Annotated in this window: 18 protein-coding genes; 12 read left to right on the top strand and 6 right to left on the bottom strand. The window is 54.9% G+C overall.

What is annotated here, in order from left to right; translation table 11 throughout:
* Positions 1-118: 118 nt before the first annotated feature.
* The 7 genes from EYY67_RS11395 to ppnP all read left to right on the top strand — a co-directional run bounded on the left by EYY67_RS11395 (position 119) and on the right by ppnP (position 6,693).
* The gene (locus EYY67_RS11395) at positions 119-697 is read left to right on the top strand and encodes a class I SAM-dependent methyltransferase (RefSeq protein WP_095924908.1); all 579 of its coding nucleotides are present in this window, start codon (positions 119-121) and stop codon (positions 695-697) included.
* Between the two features lie 274 nt (positions 698-971).
* Positions 972-1,496: a shikimate kinase AroL gene (gene aroL, locus EYY67_RS11390; protein ID WP_095924909.1), complete on the top strand. Its 525-nt coding sequence runs from the start codon at positions 972-974 to the stop codon at positions 1,494-1,496.
* A 547-nt stretch (positions 1,497-2,043) separates the two neighbouring features.
* On the top strand, positions 2,044-2,823 hold the full coding sequence (locus EYY67_RS11385; RefSeq protein WP_095924910.1) for an IclR family transcriptional regulator: 780 nt from the start codon (positions 2,044-2,046) through the stop codon (positions 2,821-2,823).
* Positions 2,824-2,896: 73 nt separating this feature from the next.
* A complete protein-coding gene (locus EYY67_RS11380; RefSeq protein ID WP_095924911.1) occupies positions 2,897-4,474 on the top strand; it encodes an OPT/YSL family transporter in 1,578 nt (525 codons plus the stop codon).
* A gap of 135 nt (positions 4,475-4,609) precedes the next feature.
* Positions 4,610-5,539, top strand: coding sequence for a DUF1177 domain-containing protein (locus EYY67_RS11375; protein WP_131693520.1), 930 nt, complete (start codon positions 4,610-4,612; stop codon positions 5,537-5,539).
* A gap of 4 nt (positions 5,540-5,543) precedes the next feature.
* Positions 5,544-6,221 (top strand): AroM family protein, encoded by a 678-nt coding sequence (locus EYY67_RS11370; RefSeq protein ID WP_131693519.1) that lies wholly within the window; start codon positions 5,544-5,546, stop codon positions 6,219-6,221.
* A gap of 181 nt (positions 6,222-6,402) precedes the next feature.
* Positions 6,403-6,693: a pyrimidine/purine nucleoside phosphorylase gene (gene ppnP, locus EYY67_RS11365; protein WP_013576688.1), complete on the top strand. Its 291-nt coding sequence runs from the start codon at positions 6,403-6,405 to the stop codon at positions 6,691-6,693.
* A gap of 68 nt (positions 6,694-6,761) precedes the next feature.
* Here the strand turns inward: ppnP and rdgC are convergent, their stop codons facing one another.
* Positions 6,762-7,676, bottom strand: a complete 915-nt coding sequence (rdgC, locus tag EYY67_RS11360; protein WP_119826819.1) for a recombination-associated protein RdgC — start codon at positions 7,674-7,676, stop codon at positions 6,762-6,764.
* 210 nt (positions 7,677-7,886) lie between these two features.
* On the opposite strand from rdgC, the gene mak reads away from it, so the two are divergent.
* Positions 7,887-8,807 carry a fructokinase gene (gene mak, locus EYY67_RS11355; RefSeq protein ID WP_095924915.1) on the top strand — a complete coding sequence of 307 codons (921 nt, stop codon included), beginning with the start codon at positions 7,887-7,889 and terminating at the stop codon, positions 8,805-8,807.
* Positions 8,808-8,877: 70 nt separating this feature from the next.
* On the opposite strand, the gene EYY67_RS11350 is transcribed toward mak, so the two are convergent.
* The 5 genes from EYY67_RS11350 to sbcD all read right to left on the bottom strand — a co-directional run bounded on the left by EYY67_RS11350 (position 8,878) and on the right by sbcD (position 16,208).
* Positions 8,878-9,699 carry an ABC transporter ATP-binding protein gene (locus EYY67_RS11350; protein ID WP_229920935.1) on the bottom strand — a complete coding sequence of 274 codons (822 nt, stop codon included), beginning with the start codon at positions 9,697-9,699 and terminating at the stop codon, positions 8,878-8,880.
* Positions 9,696-10,460, bottom strand: a complete 765-nt coding sequence (locus tag EYY67_RS11345) for an ABC transporter permease (RefSeq protein ID WP_095924916.1) — start codon at positions 10,458-10,460, stop codon at positions 9,696-9,698. Before EYY67_RS11345 ends, EYY67_RS11350 begins: the two co-directional genes overlap by 4 nt.
* An 11-nt stretch (positions 10,461-10,471) precedes the next feature.
* Positions 10,472-11,485, bottom strand: coding sequence for an ABC transporter substrate-binding protein (locus EYY67_RS11340; RefSeq protein WP_119826815.1), 1,014 nt, complete (start codon positions 11,483-11,485; stop codon positions 10,472-10,474).
* Positions 11,486-11,724: 239 nt separating this feature from the next.
* Positions 11,725-14,973, bottom strand: coding sequence for an exonuclease subunit SbcC (gene sbcC / locus EYY67_RS11335; protein ID WP_131693518.1), 3,249 nt, complete (start codon positions 14,971-14,973; stop codon positions 11,725-11,727).
* The gene (sbcD, locus tag EYY67_RS11330; RefSeq protein WP_095924919.1) at positions 14,970-16,208 is read right to left on the bottom strand and encodes an exonuclease subunit SbcD; all 1,239 of its coding nucleotides are present in this window, start codon (positions 16,206-16,208) and stop codon (positions 14,970-14,972) included. The genes sbcC and sbcD overlap by 4 nt, the downstream gene beginning before the upstream one ends.
* Before the next feature lie 238 nt (positions 16,209-16,446).
* Here sbcD and phoB point away from each other — a divergent pair, with 238 nt between their 5' ends.
* The 4 genes from phoB to brnQ all read left to right on the top strand — a co-directional run bounded on the left by phoB (position 16,447) and on the right by brnQ (position 21,597).
* Positions 16,447-17,136 carry a phosphate response regulator transcription factor PhoB gene (gene phoB / locus EYY67_RS11325; RefSeq protein WP_131693517.1) on the top strand — a complete coding sequence of 230 codons (690 nt, stop codon included), beginning with the start codon at positions 16,447-16,449 and terminating at the stop codon, positions 17,134-17,136.
* Positions 17,137-17,158: 22 nt separating this feature from the next.
* Positions 17,159-18,478 (top strand): phosphate regulon sensor histidine kinase PhoR, encoded by a 1,320-nt coding sequence (gene phoR, locus EYY67_RS11320; protein ID WP_131693516.1) that lies wholly within the window; start codon positions 17,159-17,161, stop codon positions 18,476-18,478.
* Positions 18,479-18,729: 251 nt separating this feature from the next.
* Positions 18,730-19,833: a cobalamin-independent methionine synthase II family protein gene (locus EYY67_RS11315; RefSeq protein WP_095924923.1), complete on the top strand. Its 1,104-nt coding sequence runs from the start codon at positions 18,730-18,732 to the stop codon at positions 19,831-19,833.
* A 444-nt stretch (positions 19,834-20,277) separates the two neighbouring features.
* Entirely contained in the window at positions 20,278-21,597 is a 1,320-nt protein-coding gene (gene brnQ, locus EYY67_RS11310; RefSeq protein ID WP_095924924.1) for a branched-chain amino acid transport system II carrier protein, read from the top strand.
* Positions 21,598-21,675 lie beyond the last annotated feature (78 nt).

The raw sequence follows: 21,675 nt of genomic DNA, 5'->3' as shown, positions 1-21,675 counted from the left end.
GAGTTATCCCATGTAATTTATTTTGTTTGAATCTTACTGGTCATTATTTCTCTTATTAATCATTTCTTAAGAATTTTTTGGCCTGATAGGGGTCTATCCCTTTCAGGAGGACGTATATATGCTGAACGCCGCAATAATGACGATTAAGAACACCGGACTTTCGATTCAGAACCGCTTTTTTTATTTACAGAATTTTATGACTTCACCCAGGACCATGGGCACGCTGATGCCGTCGTCACCCTGGTTATGCCATGCGATGCTCAGCCAGATTGACTGGACCACCTCGCTGGATATTGCAGAACTTGGCGCGGCCGACGGGGTGCTGACCCGCCGTATTCTCAGCCGGATGCGCGCCGATGCCAAACTGGAGGCTTTCGAAATTCAGCCCGCTTTTGTGCGTAAGCTGAACCAGATGGAGGATCGCCGTTTGCAGGTGATGGCGCATTCTGCGGAGCACATGAGCACGAATTACGACGCGGTATTTTCTTGTCTGCCGCTGCTGTCGATGCCCGTGCGTACCAGCATCAGGATTTTGCAGAGAACGCAGCAACAACTGAAGGAGAAAGACGGAGTGCTGATTTTGTTTCAGTACAGCCAGCTGTCAGAAAAACTGTTGTCACGCTATTTCACCTGGAAAAAAATCCGTGTGGTCAGGAATTTTCCTCCCGCACTGGTGTATATCTGTAAACCCCGCTGATACAGTCACTTAAGGGCGGAGGCTCGCAAAGCTCATTGCAGGCCGTTGCGTAACAAGGATTTTTCAGTATGATGCCCTGAACGGCGTAAATAAAACGCTACAGAAGCTTCACCGGCAGGTGACAAAAATCTGCCAGTGAAGCTTTTTTGTTGTACTATCTCGCGAGTACAACGACAGTCAGCACATCAGGTAACGTTTGACGTTCAACCTCCTTACAGAGGATGGATTTTTATCAGGCGAGCAACGGGGCTCCCGGGGAATAAAGGAAGCGGTAATGACACAACCCATCTTCATGGTAGGCGCGCGCGGCGCGGGTAAAACGACAGTAGGTAGCGAACTGGCGAAAGTGCTGGGCTACAAATTTGTCGATACCGATCTGCATCTGCTGCGCACTTCGGGTCTTAGCGTCGCAGACATTGTCGAACGTGAAGGCTGGGAGGGATTCCGTCGTCGTGAAACTGAAACGCTGAAAGCGATTTGTTCGCCGCTGACTGTCATTGCCACCGGCGGCGGCGTGGTGCTGGCGCAGGAAAACCGCGATTTTATGCGGGAAGCGGGCACCGTGATTTATCTGCGCTCGCCGGCTTCAACGCTGGCAAACCGTCTGGAAGATGCTCCGCTGGAAGATCAGCGCCCGACGCTGACCGGCAAACCGATCACTGAAGAAATGACGGAAGTGCTGAACGAACGTGAAGCGCTTTACCAGCAGGCCGCCCATCATGTGGTCGATGGCACGCAGGATCCTGCCGACGTGGTGAATGCCATTATGGATGCGCTGGCCTTGCCCATGGCGCGCTAAATTCAGCATTGAACGTGATGATGTCTTTTCAGAAACGAGCCGCTGTGGCTCGTTTTTTTTGCCTGAACGCGGGCAGGGTTGTGGCATGTAAACAAAACGGGCCATCGCCTGTGAGGAAGATCACAGTCGTCTAAGTATTGTACTGGTGAATTATTGGGCGTAAAATAATAACCCATGTGATTAGTTCAGTCCTTAAACCTGGAACCCATGATGAAATCCCTGATGTCGTTCTTCCACCAGCACGCCAAAGCCATGCCCGCTATCTGGTCAGTCACCATTATCCTCGTCGAAGCCTCCATCGCTTTATATATTTTGCGTAATATTTAATCACGATAATCTGCTGAGTTTGACGTCCGTCACCTCATAAATGCTCGGCATCCCCTCTTCCTCTCACAAAAATAAATGGCTTTAGGAATTTCTTTAAGCATATTCCTTTGTCTGTTCCGTTCTGAGTGAAAAATAAACGGCTTGACGCTGACACGTATCAGCTTTAGTTTTTATTTAACTTAACAGGAACCCTGTTCCATATACCGGAACTCACTCCTTTATGACCACTTTAGAAAATGCGTCGGCGGTACTGAAATTATTTTCCAGGCAGGGGATCCGTCAGGGACATCCCGGTTTGTCATTCAGTGACGTGGTCGAAAATTTAAAATTACCGAAAAGTACGGTTTCGCGTTTGCTGATGACCATGGAAACAGAAGGATTGCTGGAACGCGATCCGGACAGTCGCCTGTATCGCATCGGAAAATTATTACTGGCCGTCTCAAGTCATTATTTATCGACGCCGCTGGTGGATACCGCATCGCCGTATATGACGCAACTCAGTCAGCTGACGCAATGCACCGGCTATATCTCGATGCTGGAAGGGCGGGATATTTTGGTCATGCGGATGTTTCCCGGCAGAACCTATCTGCAGGTGGTGACACCCGCAGGCAGCCTGCTCCCGGCGCATGAAACCGCGATTGGCCGGGCGATTCTGGCTCGGTATTCCGATGACGAGGTGATGCAGCGTTTTCACGGGGAATATCAGGTGAATTCGGTGAATGCCCCGGCCAGTATGGCATTGTTATTAGCCCGTCTGGCAGAGGTACGGAACACCGGTGTGTCTTTTGCCAATAATGAAACCTTGCTGGGCATCAGTTCATTAGCCACCAGCATTTTTAATAAGCACCGTAATGAAACCGTCGGATTATGTTTGTCTTTCCCTTCGCCTGCACAAGGGAAAGAAATTCCGCAAGGAATAAAAGAAGGGCTGATTGCTGTAACCCGGCAACTCGCCGAAAAATTGGGTGATGAATACTGGCATTTACCGACACGGGAATAATCCGCAAAGGGAATGACCGGTAACGGGCCCGGAATTTTTTTATGTGAAATACTTGCTCAACACCAGGGGCCTTATGTCAGATCAACCTGTTAAGAATAATAAGGAAAATCAGCTAAAGGATATTGGCACTCTCATCGTGATGATTCTGTTGTCTGTGTTAGGCGCAATCATCGGTGTTCAACTGATTACCACCTTAGGCGTGACGCCTAATACTTCCATTATCGGCGCGCTGTTTGCCATGCTGCTGGCGCGCATTCCGATGCAGGCGTTTCAGCGTTACCGTTCTGTTCATACCCAGAATCTGGCGCAAACCGTCATTTCTTCTGCCACCTTTGGCGCGGCAAACAGCCTGCTGATGCCCATTGCTATCCCGTATGTCATGGGGCAACCGCAACTGATCATGCCGATGTTTACCGGTGTGGCGGTGGCGATGTTGCTCGATGCCTATCTGCTTTACCGCCTGTTTGACACCAAAGTGTTCCCGGCCAGCAATGCCTGGCCGCCGGGTGTGGCGGCAGCGGAAGCCATTAAAGCAGGGGATAACGGCGGGCGTCAGGCCTGGTTGCTGGTCGCCGGTGTGGTGATCGGGCTGGGCGGCGCGATGCTTAAAATTCCGATGGCGGCATTTGGTACGGCATTTATCGGCAATATCTGGGCGCTGAGTATGTTCGGGATTGGTTTGCTGATCCGCGCTTACGCACAGCCGCTGGCCGGGCTGGATCTGAATGCGATGTATATTCCGCACGGCATGATGGTTGGCGCGGGGCTGGTCTCGCTGTTGCAGGTGATTCAGGTGGTGCGAGCGAAAAATGCTGACGCCAGAACCACCTTTACCCAACCGGCGAAAGAAGTGCGAACCGCGCTCGGGCTGGGCGCATTTGGCTATATCGCCATTGCCGCGCTGCTGGCGCTGGCGGGCGGTTTATATAGCGAGATGTCCGTCGGCATGCTGATTGCGTTCGTGATTTACGCCGCTTTTGCCGCCTTCTTCCATGAGCTGATTGTCGGCATTGCCGCGATGCACTCCGGCTGGTTCCCGGCCTTTGCTGTTGCGCTGATCACGCTGATTATCGGTATTCTGATTGGCTTCCCGCCGCTGGCCTTGTGCGTGCTGACCGGCTTTACCGCCGCGACCGGCCCGGCATTTGCCGACATGGGGTTTGACCTCAAAGCCGGATTTATCCTGCGGGGTTATGGCAAAGATTTGCAGGCTGAACTCGCCGGTCGCCGCATCCAGTTATTCGCCGCCCTGCTGGCCTTTATCATCGCCATTCCGGTGGTCTGGTATGCCCATTACGGTTACTTCGCACAGGATCTGGTGCCGCCGGTGGCGCGCGTGTATGCCAAAACTATTCAGGCCGGTGCGCAGCCGGGCATTGCCCACAGTCTGCTGATCTGGGCCATTCCGGGGGCGCTGATCCAGCTGATTGGCGGGCCGAAACGCCAGCTCGGCGTATTGCTGGCCACCGGTTTACTGATCAACAGCGTGATGGCCGGATGGGCCGTGGTTTGCGGCATTGTGCTGCGCATCATCATTATTCGTATCTGGGGTGAAAAAGGGCGTACGCCAATGGAAGTGCTGGCGGCAGGATTTATCGCCGGTGACGCACTTTACAGCTTCTTCACGTCGGTTTTCAGTGCCAAAAAGTAGTGAGTACCGCACCAACACCAGGGCTGATGTTTAGCCAGCATTAAACACCTGACTGTTCCACGATGAACAGCGCCCGCGACTGTTTTGGCTACTGCGTGAAATACGCCAGCCGCGATGTTTTAAGAGGATTTTGTGATGAGTTTGCAACAGACATTAACGGTATTCGAACTGATTGACAGTGCACACGTCAGCGGTCAGGACATTGTGGACTTATTCGCCCGCTATCCGGGCATCACGGCCAGCACGCATCGCGCTGATGGCCCGAAAGGCGGCACGGATTTTGTCCGTATCACCGTGCCGGGCAGTCAGGGTAAAAGCAGCGGCGGCACCGCGCCGACGTTGGGCATTATCGGCCGTCTGGGCGGTATCGGCGCACGTCCGACACGCATCGGTCTGGTGTCTGATGGCGATGGCGCGATTGCCGCCGTCACCAGCGCGCTGAAACTGGCTGACATGCAGCGCAAAGGCGATGTGCTTGACGGCGATGTGATCATCACGACACACATCTGCCCGAACGCCCCGACCCGTCCGCACGATCCGGTGGATTTTATGGATTCACCGATTGACGACGTGACCATGAATGACAACGAAGTGGTGGACGGTGTGGATGCGATCCTCTCCATCGACACCACCAAGGGCAACCGCATTATCAACCACAAGGGATACGCCATTTCGCCGACGGTGAAAGAGGGGTACATCCTGCGTGTTTCCGAAGATTTACTGCGCATCATGGAAATGACCAGCGGCAAACCGGCGGTGACGTTCCCGATCACCACGCAGGACATCACGCCTTACGGCAACGGCGTGCATCACCTGAACAGCATTCTGCAACCGTCCACGGCGACCTGCGTACCGGTAGTCGGTGTGGCGATCACCGCAGAATCGGTGGTGCCGGGCTGTGGCACCGGGGCAAGTCACGAAGTGGATATCGCACTGGCGGCAAAATTTGCCGTGGAAGTGGCGAAAGAGTTTGGCCGCGGCACCTGTCAGTTCTTTGATGCCGATGAATATCAACTCCTGTTGTCGCTGTACGGAAGCTTGCGTCACCTGCAAAACCGGAAGTAACACCATGATGACATCCTTTGCGACGTTAACCATCGGACAGGCGCCACGCAGCGATATCATGCCGCTGCTGATGGCGCATCTGCCAGCCGGATCCGTGACCCATGTGGGGTTACTGGACGGGCTGAGCACGGAGCACATTGAACAGCGTTATGCCCCTGCGGAAGGCGATGCCGTGCTGGTCACGCGGTTGCTGGATGGTTCACAGGTGTCGATGGCCGCGCACCTCGTCGAGCGCGGTCTGCAGGAAAAAATCGATGTGCTGGAAGCGCTGGGTTGCCAGACCATTCTGCTGCTGTGCACCGGTGAATTTAACCGTCTGCATGCCCGCAACGCGCTGCTGCTCGAGCCTGACCGCATCATTCCGCCGCTGATCGGCGCGATAGTCGGGAAGCACCGGGCGGGCATTGTGGTTCCGGTGGAATCGCAGGTGGTTGAGCAGGCGAACAAATGGCGAAAATTAGCCACGCCGCCGTGCTTCGCGGTCGCCAGCCCGTACATTTCAGATGACCAGACGCTGACGGAAGCGGCCACACGTCTCGCAGAGCAGGGCGCGGAAGTGGTGGTGCTCGACTGCATTGGTTACAACCGTCATCACGCTGACGTGCTGCAAAAGCATCTGAATATTCCGGTGCTGTTGTCGAATGTGCTGATGGCAAAACTGGCGGCGGAACTGGTGGTCTGAGGTTGAGACGAACAGGGCGGACAGCCACCCACAATGGCACTGTGTGGCCGTAAAATCAAATCAGCAATACCGCTTTGCGGGCGGTGTCGTCTGGTGCAGATAAAGCGGTAATAATCAGTGACAGAAGACGGTTTCTGCCCCTAATATGAAGGCTCTGAAAATTATCGCAAAGGGCCAATCTATGTTGAAAAATAATGAGTATTTTGACGGGAAAGTGAAGTCGATTGGTTTCGACAGCGAAAGTACGGGTTCAGCCAGTGTTGGCGTGATGGCCGTCGGCGAGTACACCTTCGGTACCGCAAAACCGGAAGAAATGACTGTGATCAGCGGCTCCCTGAAAGTGCTGATCCCGGGATCGCCGGACTGGCAGGTGTTTAAGCCGGGCGAAACTTTCTACATTCCGGGTAAAAGTGAATTCAACTTGCAGGTCGGCGAAACCACGTCGTACCTGTGTAAATACCTGACCAAGTAATTTATTCAGACACCGTTAAAAGAGAAAAGGCGCCCGGTTAGCGCCTTTTTTATGTGCTGAATCCGGTGTTAACGCTGCGCTTCGCCGCCCAGTGCTTCGATCAGATTCTGAATTAACGCGGCCAGTTCACCGGTCATCAGCACGAAGTCCGCATCGAAACGTCCGGCGAAATCTTCGCGGTCGATGTCTTCGTTCTGATCGCGGATCACGTCGCTGAATTTCAGGCGTTTAATGCTGCCGTCGTCGGCCAGCACCACCGCAATACGTTCCTGCCAGTCCACTGCCAGTTTGGTCACCAGTTTGCCATTCTCGATGTGCGTGGCGATTTCGTCGCTGACCAGCGCCTGTTTTTTACAGCGGATCACGCCGCCTTCTTCCAGAATCGCTTTCAGCTCGGCTTCGTCCTGCAAGGCAAACCCGGCCGGAGTATCGCCTGAACGCACCCATTCGGTCAGCGTCAGTTCGATAGGGCTTTCCATGGTCAGTGGCACCACCGGCAGCGAACCGAGGCTTTTACGCAGCAGCGCCAGCATGTCTTCGGCTTTCTTGGCGCTGGCGGCATCGACCATGATCAGGCCGTTAACGGTGTCGATCCACATGAACGTCTGGCTGAAACGGCTGAAGGCGCGCGGCATCAGGCTGTGCAGCACTTCATCTTTCAGGGAGTCTTTTTCGGTCTTCTTCAGCTTGCGGTGTTGCTCGCCTTCAAGCTGTTCAATCTTGGCCTGTAACTCCTGTTTGATCACCGGAGAAGGCAGAATTTTTTCTTCTTTACGGGCGCAGATCAGGATCTGCCCGCCGTTGACGTGTGTCAGTGCATCGCCACCGTGAGAACCCATCGGCGAGACCCAGCCGGTTTTCGCCATATCCTGACTGCCGCACGGGGTAAAGGTGAAAGCACTGAGCTGTTTTTCCATTTCGTCAGCAGATAACGAAACTTCACGGCTCAAACGGTAAACCAACAAATTCTTAAACCATAACATGGCGTTATCCCTGTCCCGGCGCACCCGTGGTACGCTGAATAAATGAATGCAGGGCGGCATGATAACCAATTGAGCGCCAGTCGTCGTTAAGAAATCGCGGCACCCTGTAACATTGCATAACAGCTTATTCTGGTGACAGTCGCGTCTGGCTTCTAAACTGAATAAACTCAAAAAAAACTGACCCTGCAAGGTGTAAAAGGAGAACAACACGTGCGAATTGGCATTGATTTAGGCGGCACAAAAATAGAAGTGATTGCGTTATCTGATGAAGGCAAAGAGCTGTTTCGCAAGCGTGTTGATACGCCGAGAAATGACTACGAGCGCACGCTGAAAGCGATTGAGGGGCTGGTGCTGGACGCCGAAAAGGCGACCGGTCAGCACGGCAGCGTCGGGCTGGGGATCCCCGGCACACTGTCGCCGTTTACCGGCAAGGTGAAAAATTCAAACTCGGTCTGGCTGAACGGACAGCAGCTGGATGAGGATCTGGCGCTGCTGTTAAAACGTGAAGTGCATATCGCCAACGATGCCAACTGTCTGGCGGTGTCGGAAGCCACCGACGGCGCAGGTGCCGGTCGTCATACGGTGTTTGCGGTCATCATCGGCACCGGCTGCGGTTCCGGCGTGGCACTGAACGGCGCGGCCCATGCGGGCGGCAACGGTAACGCAGGAGAATGGGGACACAATCCCCTGCCGTGGCAGGATGAAGAGGAAATGCAGTTTGCCCGCGAGGTGCCTTGCTACTGCGGGAAATCCGGTTGCGTCGAAACCTTTGTTTCCGGCACCGGCTTTGCCGAAGATTACTTCCGTCTGTCCGGTCAGCGGCTGAAAGGCGCAGAGATCATTGCGCTGGTGGAGCAGGGCGACGAAACCGCAGAGCGGGCGCTGGGGCGTTATGAACGTCGTCTGGCAAAAGCCCTGGCGAACGTGGTGAATATTCTCGATCCGGATGTGATTGTCTTTGGTGGCGGCATGAGCAACGTCGATCGCATTTATCAGACCGTGCCGTTGCTGATCAAACAATGGGTGTTTGGCGGTGAATGTGAAACGCCGATGCTGAAAGCGGTTCACGGCGATTCGAGCGGCGTACGCGGCGCCGCCTGGCTGTGGCCTCAATCGCGTTTCGCGTTATAAAACAGGGCGTTGTCAGGCAATAAAAAGGGGCGCAGCTTTTGCGCCCCTGATCTCATTCATCGCCCCACCGTTAAAGCGCCATCTCCCGTTTAAACACCTCCAACGTATGCGCCTTCACGCGGATAAATTCCGGATGGCTCATGATTTCTGAACCACGCGGACGTGGCAGATCGAACGGCACGATTTCTGCGATCTGCGTCGGCCGCCGCGTCAGCAGTAAAATCTCATCCGCCAGAAACACCGCATCTTCCAGATCGTGCGAGACAATCAGCATGGTGACGCCGGTCGCCAGCTGCACTTCCTGCAATTTATCGCGGATAAACAAGGTCATTTCGAAATCCAGCGCCGAGAAAGGTTCGTCGAGGAACATCACTTCCGGCCGCGTTGCCAGCGCACGCATGATGCACACGGTTTGCTGCTGGCCGCCGGAAAGCTCGTACGGATAGCGTTTCAGATCGAAGCGGATATCAAACATCTGCGTCAGTTCCTCCACCCGCGCATTCACATCCGCTTTGCTCATGCCGTGGCGGATCAGCGGGTAGGCGATATTGGCGCGTGCGCTCATCCACGGAAACAGCGCGTCGCGGTAGTTCTGGAATACGTAGCCGATGGTGGTCTGTGCCAGCGTTTTTCCGTCAAACAGAATGTCGCCTTTATCGACCGGGATCAGCCCGGCGATCATGTTCATCAGGGTCGATTTTCCGCAGCCGTTCGGCCCGAAAATCGATACGATTTTGCCACGCGGCAGATCCAGATTCAGATCGGTGTACAGCGGCTGTCCGGCAAATGCCTTGCTCAGCCCGCGGATCGTTACATGGGTGTCGGGGCGGGTGGCGTATTGCGGCAACTGCGGGCCTTTATAATCCGGGTTCAGCGAGAGAGGTTGCGTCATGCTTTGCTACTCCAGTGGACGGTTTTTTTCTCGATCAGCAAAAAGGCCAGATTAAGCAGGTAACCCAGCGCGCCGGTGATCAGGATCGAGGCGTACATGTCTTTGATATTGAACACCTGCTGGGCATCAATGATCCGGTGGCCGAGGCCGGTTTCGGATCCGATAAACATTTCGGCGACGATGACGATCACCAGCGCTATCGACACGCCGGTACGCAAACCGACAAACGTCTGCGCCAGACTTTCCATCAGCATGATGTCTTTGAAAATATGCCAGCGGGAAATCCCCATCACTCTGGCCGCCATCAGGCGGGTTTTTTTGGCATTCATCACGCCGTAGGCGCTGTTAAACAAGATCACCAGCACGGCGGCAAAGGCGGCGATAGCGATTTTGTTGGCATCGGTGATGCCGAAAATCAGCATAAACAGCGGGATCAGTGCCGACGAGGGAGTAGAGCGAAAGAAGTCGATGAGGAATTCCAGACTGCGGTAAACCTTTTCGTTACTGCCTAAGATCACGCCGAGCGGCACGCCGATCACCGCCGCAAAGGCAAAGGACACCAGCGTGCGGTAGAGGGTTGCGCCGATGTCAGTGCGCATGGACGCATCCGAAAACGACTGAAACATGTAGCCGATTGTCTCGACGGGCGAGGGCAGAAGCACCGGGTTCAGCCATTTTGCGCTGACGGCCAGTTGCCAGAATAAAAACAGCAATACCGGACCGACCAGCGGCAGTAACCTTGAAGACCAGCGTGAAGTCATCCTGTTTCTCCTTATCCCTGATAAATCAGCGAGGCGACATCTACCGGCTTGCTGAAGATTTTTCTTTCGGTAAAGACGTCATAAAACTTCTGGAACCATTGCAGGTTGTCGCCTTTTAAATCGGGATACATCACAAAGCCCGGCAGCGGCACTTCCTTCACCAGCGCCGGTTCAATGCTGGTGTAACCGGCGACGTTTTCGCGGGCTTTGTCAGGCTGTGCGGCGATGAACTCCACGGCTTTCTGATAAGCAGCAATAAACTTTTTGGTTTGTTCCGGTTTGTCCGCGATAAAGCTGGCGTTCAGTGCCGCCGCGCCGCCAAACCACGGGGCGTCGGCATTGCCGAGCACGTATTTAGAAATCACGCCGGTTTCCAGCGTGCGGGAAAGATGCTTCATGCGCCCGACCGTGCCGGTCGGTTCCAGCGTATAGACGCCGTCAATTTGTCCGGCCGCCAGCGCCGGAGCGTGCTGGCCGACCGGCAGTTCGATCACCGACGGGTGAGTGAAGCCATTTTTCTCCAGAATAATTTTTGCCATGGTGACGTTCTGGATCCCCGGACCGCAGGCGATTTTCTTGCCTTTCAGGTCACTGATGGCGCTGGCTGTGCTGTTCAGCGGCACCAGAAATTCATCCAGCACCAGCTTATGGTTGGACGGGTTGGAGCAGATAATTTTGAACAGCCCCGGTGAGGTGATCGCCCCCAGCCCCAGCGCGCCGGTTGCCGTGCCGTTGGCGCAGCCGTGGATCCTGCCGGTGATCATCCCTTCGACAATTTGCTGGGCGCTGGCGAATTTAACGCCTTTCACATTCAGTCCGGCTTGTTTAAAAAAGCCCTGTTCCAGCGCCACATACAGCGGTAAACCGCCGACAATCGGCCAGTAACCGATGCGGATCTCATCGTCTTCGGCGGCAAAGACGGACGTCGGGATCATTCCGCCAAGGGTGGACACTCCGCCGGTAATGGCGAGCCATTTCATCAGCTGGCGACGTTTTTTATCAACTTCAGGTTTGATGTTTTTCATTGGCGGTTCCCTAAGCGGTTATGAGGACGTTGCAACTTGTACTGCAACTTGTATACATAACGTTAAGCACAGGGCGTGCCAGTTCATTCCGGCAGCGGGAATAAGCGTAAATTCAGCAGGTTGGGGAAAAATCGCGCACTGAACTGGTGCGATTTTTGTGCACGCTTTCACAAAAAGGATCCACCGCAGGGCATGCGGCTAGCAATTTATCTAGCAACCTGCCCGGCGGTGGCGAGGGATCAGACTTTAAATTCACTGCTCAGGCGGCTGACGCCCAGACCGTTCACTTTGGTGACTTTGATCTGCACCGGAATACGGTCTTTCATCGCCTCGACATGGCTGATCACGCCGATGGTTTTACCTGAGGCATTCAGACTGTCGAGGGCATCCAGCGCGGTATCCAGCGTGTCGGCATCGAGCGTGCCGAACCCTTCGTCAAGGAACAGCGAGTCGATGCGGGTTTTATCGCTGACCAGATCTGACAGTGCCAGCGCCAGTGCCAGACTGACCAGGAAACTTTCGCCGCCGGATAACGTGCGGGTGTCGCGCACCGCGTCCGCCTGCCAGGTATCGACCACCTGCAACTCCAGCGCATCGCTGGTTTTACGCTGCAACAGATACCGGCCATGCAGTTTTTCCAGCTGTCGGTTGGCCAGATACACCAGATGATCGAGCGTCAGACCCTGCGCAAATTTACGGAATTTCGCGCCATCGCTGGAGCCAATCATCTGATTGAGATAGCCCCAGTCATCACAGGTCAGCTGCGCCTGCGCAATCTGAGCAATCAGCGCCTGTTGTCCGCTGTGACGCTGTTTGTCGCTTTCCAGCTGATTCTTCACTTCACCCAGACGTTGCTGTAAGGCTTTCAGCTGTTGCGCCAGCTCCGCCTGTTGCGCGGTCAGCGCGTGAAGATCGCTGTCGGTCTCACTGAGATGCGCGGGGCGGGCAAGCCTCTGTTTTTCCAGCATGTCTTTGGCGTCGACCAGCAAGGCCTGCGCCTGCGCCAGTTGTTGTTGCAGATGTTCTTTCCGTTGCTGAAGTTGCTGACGTAACGCGTCATCCAGCAACGCCTGTTTTACGGCGTCCTCATCCGCAAAGCCGCTGGCGCCGAGCGCCTGTTGCCACGCCTGTTCCGCCTGCGTCAGACGTGTCAGCGCCTGCTGCTGTTGCTGCTGCGTACTGGCGAGCTGACCGGCAAGCTGATCACGCTGTTCCTGCGCCTTTTGCAGCGCGGTCTGAGCATCGCTGACGGCCTTTTCTGCCGCCTGCTGTTGCTGATGTAAGTGCCCGCGTACCTGCGCCACCTGACGATCGCCGAACAGTTCGTGACGTCTGGCGTTCAGTTCCGCCAGTGATTTTTCACCCTCAGCGCACTGTTTTTGCAGCTTCGCGAGATGTTCCTGGGATTTCGCCTGCGTCTCTTCCAGCCGTGTGAAACGTTCAGTCAGCAACGCGCTTTGCTGCTGCACTTTCTGCTGTGCGTTCAGGGCATCATTCAGGGCATCTTTGGCCTGTTGCAGCGCCCGTGCCAGCTGTTCGTGCTGGCTGATCAGCGTCTGTGACTGCTGCTCTTCGTCGTCGCGTGCGGTCAGCCATTGCGTGATGTCAGCGGTGTCATGCAGCGTGAAGGTCAGATTCAGTGATTCACTGAGCTGCTGCCAGTGCGCAGTATGTGCATTCAGTTGCTGCTGATCTTGTTCCAGCTGGCTTTGCAGGCGGGTTTGCTGCTCTTTCAGGCTTTTGATTTTCGCTGCCAGTTCGATGCCGCTGGCTTTCGCCGCATCAAACTCCAGCTGCATTTTCTCGACGCGCAGCGCCGTTTCAGAAGGTTTGACCTCCTGATAATGTTCAATTGCCGGATGCGATGTCGAGCCGCACAGCGGGCAGGCCTGGCCGCTTTGCAGGCTGGCACGTTCGGCTTCGAGGCTGACGATCAGCATTTCCTGTTTATGCAGGGTTTTGACGTCGTTGAGATGGTCCAGCTGTTTCTGACATTGCAGACGGATGGCGCCCAGACGCTGTTCTTCTTCAGCCAGTTGCGTCTGGTACTGCGCGGCATCGTTGTGCTGTTGCAGCACCCGCTGGTTAAGTTGCGGGAAAATTTGCATCAGGGAGAACAGCTGCTGACGCACCGGGCGCAGCTGGATGAGTTCAGTCTGCCTTTGCTGCAATGCCGCCCGCGGGTGCTGTTTTTCCAGCGCCGCTTGTCGTTGTTGTGCGCTGCTCAGTGCGTCGGTCAGTGCGGTCTGGCTGGTCTGATGCTGACGGCTTTCTTCGTCCAGTTTCTGACGTTCTGCCGTGATTTGCACCAGCGCCGCGTGTTGTTCAGCGACCTGTTTCTGTGCGTCACCGGCCGACTGCTGCATTTCAGCCAGCGATTTACGCAGCAGGGCGATGTCGCCATCCAGCGGCAGGATCTTTTCCTCGATCAGCGTCTGCATCTGGCGCTGTGCTTCCGCCTGTGTCTGCCGCGCCGTTTGTGCCTGTTCTTCCGCCTGTTTCAGCGGCGTCAGCTGCGCAATCTGCTGTTCCTGCTGCTGCGTCAGTTGTGTCAGCCATTGCTGAAGGCGTTGCGATTCGTCCTGACAACGCTGGCGATCCACGAGTAACGGACGCAGTTTTTCTGCCGGTTCACTGCGCGCCAGTTGCTGTAACTGCGGCGCGGCGGCCAGATTTTCCTGTTCTGCGGCGGTGAGCTGCTGCTGAGACTGCTGCTGTTTTTGCTGTGCCTGTTGCCACTGTTGCAGCCAGTTCAGATCCTGCTGGTGCTGGTGTGCCTGCTGACTGAGGCTGATTTCCTGTGCGTTCAGTTCAGCAAGTTGCGCCTCCAGCGTCTGGCGCTGTTCTTCGCTGAGCAGTTCGATACCCGCCATGCGCTGATGCAGGCCGTCGAGGGTAATGCGCGCTTCTTTATGTTGCTCAAACACACGCTCAGACAGCAGTCCGTAAATTTCGGTGCCGGTCAGTTCTTCCAGCAGTTCGGCGCGATCGTTGGCATCCGCATTCAGGAAGGCGGCGAACTGCCCCTGAGACAGCATCATCGATTTGGTGAAACGTCCAAAATCCAGTCCGGTCAGTGAGGCGATGGTGTCGAGTTTATCGCGTACTTTGTCAGCCAGAATTTTGCCGTCGGCCAGCAATGCCAGCTCCACTTTCGGTGCCTGCAGGTTGCCGTCCGGCGAGTTTTTGGCGCGGCGCTGGCTCCAGAATGCGCGGTAACCCACGCCTTTGACTTCAAACTCCACCTCCGCCAGCGATTCGGCGGTGTGGCGGGTCATCAGTTCGTTCTGGCTTGGCGTGATGTTCAGACGCGGCGTCTGGTGATACAGCGCCAGACAAATGGCATCGAGCAGGGTGGTTTTCCCCGCGCCGGTCGGGCCGGTAATGGCGAACAATCCGTTACTGGCAAAAGGTTCGGCGGTGAAGTCAATTTTCCATTCGCCTTCCAGCGAATTCAGGTTTTTTAAACGCAGGCTGAGAATTTTCATTGTGCGCTGTCCTCCGCGTTCTGACCGCTGGTGACCTGTTCAACCACCTGCGCAAATAAGGTACGCATCCGCGCCTGACGCGGTTCATCGGGATCGGGTTCCAGCGCCAGCCGCCGTTCAAAGACATCGCCGACGCTCAGTTCGCTGAGGGTTTCTTTTTCCTGTTGCTCAATGCGGTTGATGCGCTGTTCTTTACTGCGGCGTAACAGCACCACTTCTACCGGCAAATCTGCCGTCAGCGCCTGGATACGTCGCTGAATATCGCTGAGATAATCCTGCGTGGAGACTTCAATATCCAGCCAGACGGGTTTTGCCGGATCGCCGCCTTCGAACTGTGTCAGTTGCTTTTCAATCTCCGCCAGCGAGCCTTTGATGATCTGCATCGGCTGGAAAACCGGGATTTCCAGCGTCTCGATGGCGTTGAGTGTCGCACCCTCGAAATCAAGCAGGTAGACGCTTTTGGCCTTGCTCAGTTCGTCAAAACTCAGGGCAATCGGCGAGCCGCTGTAGCGGATATGGTCGGTTTTGGCGACGCACTGCGCGCGGTGAATATGGCCGAGTGCCACATAATCGACTGGCGGAAAAGCCTGTGCCGGAAACGCATCGAGCGTGCCTATATAGATGTCGCGCACCGAATCGGAGGTGCTGACGCCGACGGTGGTCAGATGGCCGGTGGCAATCACCGGCAGCGGTACGCCCAGTTCATCGCGTTTCGCCTGCGCGGCCTGCCACAGCGCGTCATAATGGGCGGCAATGGCTTCCTGTAATGCCAGCTGTTTGTCGCTGCCGGATTGTCCGGCCTGGCTGGCGAGCAAATCACGCGGACGTAAAAACGGAATGGCACACAGCACCGCGCCGGGCGTTCCGTCGCGCTGACGGAGCACTAAAATCTGTTCCGCCAGGTTTTCACCCACGGTGGCAATCACCCGGGTATTCAGGCAGGAAAGCAGTTCGCGGGATTCGTTGAGCGTGGCGACAGAATCGTGATTACCGGCCAGCACCACCAGCTGGCAGCCGGTTTGTTGTAATTCCACCACGAAGCGGTTATACAATTCGCGGGCATAGCTGGGCGGTGATCCGGTATCGAAAATATCCCCCGCGACAATCACGGCATCGACCTGATGTTGCTGCACCTGACCGGTCAGCCAGCGCAAAAATGCCTGATGTTCGGCAGCGCGGCTTTTGGTGAAAAAGTACTGGCCGAGGTGCCAGTCTGACGTGTGGATCAGGCGCATGAGACTCCCGTGTGGATCCTGGATGACAACGATGGGGCAAAGTATAAACGTCGGCAGGGGACGCTGTCCCCGATAAATCAGACCAATTTCAGCAAGATGGCCGCTAAATAGAAGAAATGTCTCTGTCATATTTGACTGTAATGAACCATCCTTTCTATTCATAAATCTGTCACAAAACTGACGCATAATGGCGCCCGCAATCAAATAAAAGATCGCTAACCTATTGGCAGGACCTACGATGGCTAGACGTATATTGGTGGTTGAAGACGAAGCTCCAATCCGTGAAATGGTGTGTTTTGTACTGGAACAGAATGGCTATCAGGCAGTAGAAGCTGAGGATTTTGATTCAGCGATCGGGCAGCTTGCTGAACCTTACCCTGAACTGATCCTGCTCGACTGGATGTTACCCGGCGGTTCCGGTATTCAGTTTATTAAACACCTGAAACGTGAAGCCCTGACCCGCGAAATCCCGGTGATGATGCTGACCGCGCGCGGTGAAGAAGAAGATCGGGTGCGCGGCCTCGAAGTCGGTGCCGATGATTACATCACCAAACCGTTTTCTCCGAAAGAACTGGTTGCCCGCATTAAAGCCGTGATGCGCCGCATCTCGCCAATGGCGGTAGAAGAAGTGATCGACATGCAGGGTTTAAGCCTGGATCCGTCGTCTCACCGTGTGATGGCCAACGAGCAGGCGCTCGATATGGGGCCGACAGAATTTAAATTATTACACTTCTTTATGACGCACTCCGAACGTGTTTACAGCCGCGAGCAGTTGCTGAATAACGTCTGGGGCACTAACGTTTATGTGGAAGATCGCACGGTTGACGTGCATATTCGTCGTTTGCGTAAGGCGCTGGAAACCAGTGGACATGACAGAATGATCCAGACTGTTCGCGGTACCGGATACCGTTTTTCAACGCGTTATTGAGCCCTCACAGCGGAGAATCTGTGTGCTAGAACGTTTGTCATGGAAACGGCTGGCAGGTGAATTTTTTCTCTTTTGCCTGCCCGCGTTAATCCTCGGTATCTTCGTCGGCCATTTTGGCTGGCTCCTCTTTGTGTCGCTGATGGCGGCACTGGGCTGGAATTATTACAACCAGCTGAAACTTTCTCACTGGCTGTGGCTCGACCGCAGCATTACCCCGCCGAATGGCCGCTGGAGCTGGGAGCCGCTGTTTTACGGGCTGAACCAGATGCAGATGCGTAACCGGCGTCGCCGTCGCGAATTAGGCCAGCTCATCAAGCGTTTTCGCAGCGGTGCCGAATCGTTGCCGGACGCCGTGGTGCTCACGACCGAAGAAGGCAATATTTTCTGGTGTAACGGACTGGCGCAGGATTTGCTCGGTTTCCGCTGGCCGGAAGATAACGGCCAGCACATCTTTAACCTGCTGCGTTATCCGGAATTCCGGCTGTGGATCCAGACCCGCGATTTCAGCCGTGCCCTGAATCTGCAACTCAATAATGAGCATTACGTCGAGTTTCGCGTCATGCCCTATTCCGAAGGGCAACTGCTGATGGTGGCGCGCGACGTCACGCAGATGCGCCAGCTCGAAGGCGCACGGCGTAACTTTTTCGCCAACGTCAGTCATGAACTGCGAACCCCGCTGACGGTATTGCAGGGTTATCTGGAAATGATGGAAGACGCCAAGCTGGAAGAACCGTTTCGCAGCAAAGCGCTGGATACCATGCAGGAACAGACGCGGCGGATGGACGGGCTGGTGAAACAGCTGCTGACGCTGTCGAAAATTGAAGCCTCAGCGAATATCGATTTGCACGAGAAAGTCGATATTCCGCTGATGCTCGGCATGCTGGAACGTGAAGTGCAAACGCTCAGCAACGGCAGGCATGACGTGGTGTTCCGGGTAAACGACAAGCTGAAAGTGTTCGGCAACGAAGATCAGCTGCGCAGCGCGGTGTCGAACCTGGTGTATAACGCGGTCAACCACACGCCAGCCGGTACCCGGATTGAAGTCAGCTGGCAACAAACGCCGCACGGCGCGCAGTTCCAGATAAGCGACAACGGACCGGGTATTGCACCGCAACATCTGCCGCGCCTGACGGAACGTTTCTACCGCGTCGATAAAGCCCGCTCACGCCAGACCGGCGGCAGCGGCCTCGGACTGGCGATCGTCAAACATGCGCTCAGCCATCATCACGCCAAACTGGAAGTGATGAGTGAAGTCGGCACCGGAACCCGCTTTATATTTACGCTGGCACCGAAGTTGATTGTTCCTGAGGATTCCAACTCGCAAGTTGTGATAAAACCCTGATTTCCGAAAGCCTGTTATCTGCGGATTTCAGGCTTATGACCTCCCTTATAGACTGAACATCTCTCACACCAACATGAATTTTATTCATGTCCCATGAAGATTCCTCTGTTGCCCCTGAACATTCTGCATGACAATATCGGTTTAAAGACGTTTAGACATCCAGATGTCTACATATAACGCCGCGTAATTATTTACTTTGTAAATCATTCGTATTCCGCCCTTAGAAGCGGGGTGCCTAAAAGGAGTCATGCATGCAACGTTCAACCCCTCCGTTCCGCGCCGATGTCGTCGGCAGTTTCCTGCGCCCTGCGGCGATTAAAGAAGCGCGTAAGCAGTTCCAGGCCGGTGAGATTGATGCCGCCCAGCTGCGTGCGGTGGAAGACACCGAAATCCGCCGTGTGGTGGATTTACAACGAGAAGCGGGTCTGCAAGTGGTCACTGACGGTGAGTTCCGCCGTGCGTGGTGGCACTTCGATTTCTTCGAAGGGCTGGAAGGGGTGGAAGGTTACGACGCAGTGCAGGGTATCCAGTTCAACGGCGTTCAGACCAAAGCACGCAGCATCAAAGTGGTCAGCAAACTCGGTTTCGGTTCACATCCGATGCTGGAAGATTTCCGCTTCCTGAAAAGCATCAGCGGAACGGCCGTGCCGAAAATGACCATTCCAAGCCCGAGCGTGATGCATTTCCGCGGTGGTCGTAATGCCATCAGCAAAGAGGTGTACCCGGATCTGAAAGATTATTTTGACGATCTGGCACAGGTTTACCGTGATGCGATTAAGGCGTTTTACGATGCCGGTTGTCGCTATCTGCAACTCGATGACACCGTCTGGGCTTATCTGTGTTCTGAAGATCAGAAGAAACAAATCCGCGAGCGTGGCGATTCTCCGGAAGAGTTAGCACGCACTTACGCGGATGTGCTGAACAAAGCCATCGCCGGTAAACCGGATGATCTGGTGATTGGTCTGCATGTGTGCCGTGGCAACTTCCGTTCCACCTGGATTTCAGAAGGCGGCTATGAGCCGGTCGCGGAGATCCTGTTTGGCGGTGTGAACATTGATGCCTTCTTCCTGGAATATGACAATGAGCGTTCAGGGGGCTTCGAGCCACTGCGTTTCATTAAGAAGGGGCATCAGCAGGCGGTTCTGGGTCTGATCACCACCAAATCCGGTGAACTTGAACTGGCAAAAACAGTGGAAGCCCGTCTGGCAGAAGCGGCCGAATATCTGGATATCAACCAGATTTGCCTCAGCCCGCAATGTGGCTTTGCGTCAACGGAAGAGGGTAACAGCCTGACCGAAGCGCAACAGTGGGAAAAACTGAAACTGGTGGTCGATATCGCTGCCCGCGTCTGGTAAATATCTCGCCGGCAAATTACCGGCTTGGTAAATATTCTGAATATTGTGCGTGAAATGACCTTCTGGTGGTGATTTCACGCATTTTTCATCTCATCGGAGCATATCTTGTGCTCTGTTAGCGCAAAAATCATACATATCATATGGCGCGTTTTTCGCTGTATTTAGTGAATATTACTGCTTTCCATTCTTAATCTGGTCGAAGACTCTGCTTTTTGGATCACGGCTTGCCTTTATACGCTATAAAAGATTACCTTAGCCTCCGCTGTCGCTCGATACTCCCTGCATAACAACGTAATCATCTGCATATCATCAGGCGTTTTTAGCTCACTTCGATCCTCACATTGGTGCTCTCTGGCTTTTTCAGGCCATTCATCCTTTTGACGAAGTAGCACGACGACAGCATCGGACACTTTATTCATTTGAACAGGCAACACGACACCAATCATGAGTACTCGTTTAACAAATAAAGATATTCTGGCGTTAGGTTTCATGACCTTCGCCTTATTCGTCGGGGCCGGAAATATCATTTTCCCGCCTATGGTTGGCTTGCAGGCAGGTCATGACGTCTGGTGGGCAGCCGCCGGATTTATGATCACTGCGGTCGGACTCCCGGTGATGACGGTAATTGCACTGGCGCGCGTTGGCGGCGGTGTGGATGCCCTGAGTACGCCGATTGGTCGTGGTGCCGGTATTCTTCTGGCCACCGTGTGTTATCTGGCTGTCGGCCCGCTGTTTGCCACGCCACGTACCGCGACGGTTTCCTTTGAAGTGGGTATCGCGCCGATGACCGGTGACGGCCCGCTGCCTCTGCTGATTTACAGCGTGATTTACTTCTCTCTGGTGATCGGCATTTCCCTGTATCCGGGCCGTCTGCTCGATACCGTCGGCCATTTCCTGGCTCCGCTGAAAATGGTGGCACTGGGTGCGCTGGGTATCGCTGCTGTGCTGTGGCCTGCCGGTTCGCCGATGCCTGCGGTTGACGCTTACCAGACGGTGCCGTTTTCCAGCGGGTTTGTGAACGGCTATCTGACCATGGATACGCTGGGTGCGCTGGTGTTTGGTATCGTTATCGTCAATGCCGCGCGTTCCCGTGGTGTGTCTGACGCCAAACTGCTGACCCGTTATACGGTGCTGGCCGGGCTGATTGCCGGTCTGGGGCTGATGCTGGTTTATCTGAGCCTGTTCAAGCTCGGCGAAAACAGTGCTTCACTGGTGCCTGACGCGACCAACGGGGCGGTTATTTTGCATGCCTATGTGGCGCATACTTTCGGTGGTGTGGGCAGTTTCTTCCTCGGTGCGCTGATCTTCATCGCCTGTATGGTCACGGCTGTGGGCCTGACCTGCGCCTGTGCGGAGTTCTTTGCTCAGTATCTGCCGCTGTCTTACAAGTCACTGGTCTTCATTCTGGGTCTGTTTTCCATGCTGGTGTCCAACCTGGGTCTGAGCCATCTGATTGCGATTTCTGTACCGGTGCTGACGGCGATTTATCCGCCATGTATCGCGCTGGTCGTGCTGAGCTTCACCCTGCGCTGGTGGAACAGCACCACGCGTATCGTGGCGCCGGTGATGGTCGTGAGTCTGGTGTTCGGCATTGTTGACGGTATCAAGGCCTCTGCTTTTGCTGACCTGATGCCAGCCTGGACTGCGAACCTGCCACTGGCTGCGCAAGGTCTTGCCTGGTTACCACCGTCATTATTAATGCTGGTACTGGTCGGGATTTATGACAAAATCAGCGGCCCGCGCAGCGTTACCGCGCACCAATGATCATCGGGTGAATGTTCGAAGACATAAAAGCATGATCGTCTGACGAATGTTTCGCCAATCAGGCCACGGAGACCCCTT

Source organism: Rahnella victoriana (assembly GCF_004330295.1).
Classification (GTDB): Bacteria; Pseudomonadota; Gammaproteobacteria; order Enterobacterales; family Enterobacteriaceae; genus Rahnella; species Rahnella victoriana.
The sequence above is the reverse complement of the archived record's forward strand: the minus strand, read 5'-3'. Positions and strand labels throughout refer to the sequence as shown.

Coding starts and splice junctions, on each gene's coding strand:
- EYY67_RS11345 (WP_095924916.1), bottom strand. CDS start 10,460: ATGACTTCACGCTGGTCTTCAAGGTTACTGCCGCTGGTCGGTCCGGTA.
- rdgC (WP_119826819.1), bottom strand. CDS start 7,676: ATGTTATGGTTTAAGAATTTGTTGGTTTACCGTTTGAGCCGTGAAGTT.
- EYY67_RS11395 (WP_095924908.1), top strand. CDS start 119: ATGCTGAACGCCGCAATAATGACGATTAAGAACACCGGACTTTCGATT.
- brnQ (WP_095924924.1), top strand. CDS start 20,278: ATGAGTACTCGTTTAACAAATAAAGATATTCTGGCGTTAGGTTTCATG.
- EYY67_RS11375 (WP_131693520.1), top strand. CDS start 4,610: ATGAGTTTGCAACAGACATTAACGGTATTCGAACTGATTGACAGTGCA.
- EYY67_RS11350 (WP_229920935.1), bottom strand. CDS start 9,699: ATGACGCAACCTCTCTCGCTGAACCCGGATTATAAAGGCCCGCAGTTG.
- phoB (WP_131693517.1), top strand. CDS start 16,447: ATGGCTAGACGTATATTGGTGGTTGAAGACGAAGCTCCAATCCGTGAA.
- EYY67_RS11315 (WP_095924923.1), top strand. CDS start 18,730: ATGCAACGTTCAACCCCTCCGTTCCGCGCCGATGTCGTCGGCAGTTTC.
- ppnP (WP_013576688.1), top strand. CDS start 6,403: ATGTTGAAAAATAATGAGTATTTTGACGGGAAAGTGAAGTCGATTGGT.
- EYY67_RS11380 (WP_095924911.1), top strand. CDS start 2,897: ATGTCAGATCAACCTGTTAAGAATAATAAGGAAAATCAGCTAAAGGAT.
- aroL (WP_095924909.1), top strand. CDS start 972: ATGACACAACCCATCTTCATGGTAGGCGCGCGCGGCGCGGGTAAAACG.
- EYY67_RS11340 (WP_119826815.1), bottom strand. CDS start 11,485: ATGAAAAACATCAAACCTGAAGTTGATAAAAAACGTCGCCAGCTGATG.
- sbcC (WP_131693518.1), bottom strand. CDS start 14,973: ATGAAAATTCTCAGCCTGCGTTTAAAAAACCTGAATTCGCTGGAAGGC.
- EYY67_RS11385 (WP_095924910.1), top strand. CDS start 2,044: ATGACCACTTTAGAAAATGCGTCGGCGGTACTGAAATTATTTTCCAGG.
- EYY67_RS11370 (WP_131693519.1), top strand. CDS start 5,544: ATGATGACATCCTTTGCGACGTTAACCATCGGACAGGCGCCACGCAGC.
- sbcD (WP_095924919.1), bottom strand. CDS start 16,208: ATGCGCCTGATCCACACGTCAGACTGGCACCTCGGCCAGTACTTTTTC.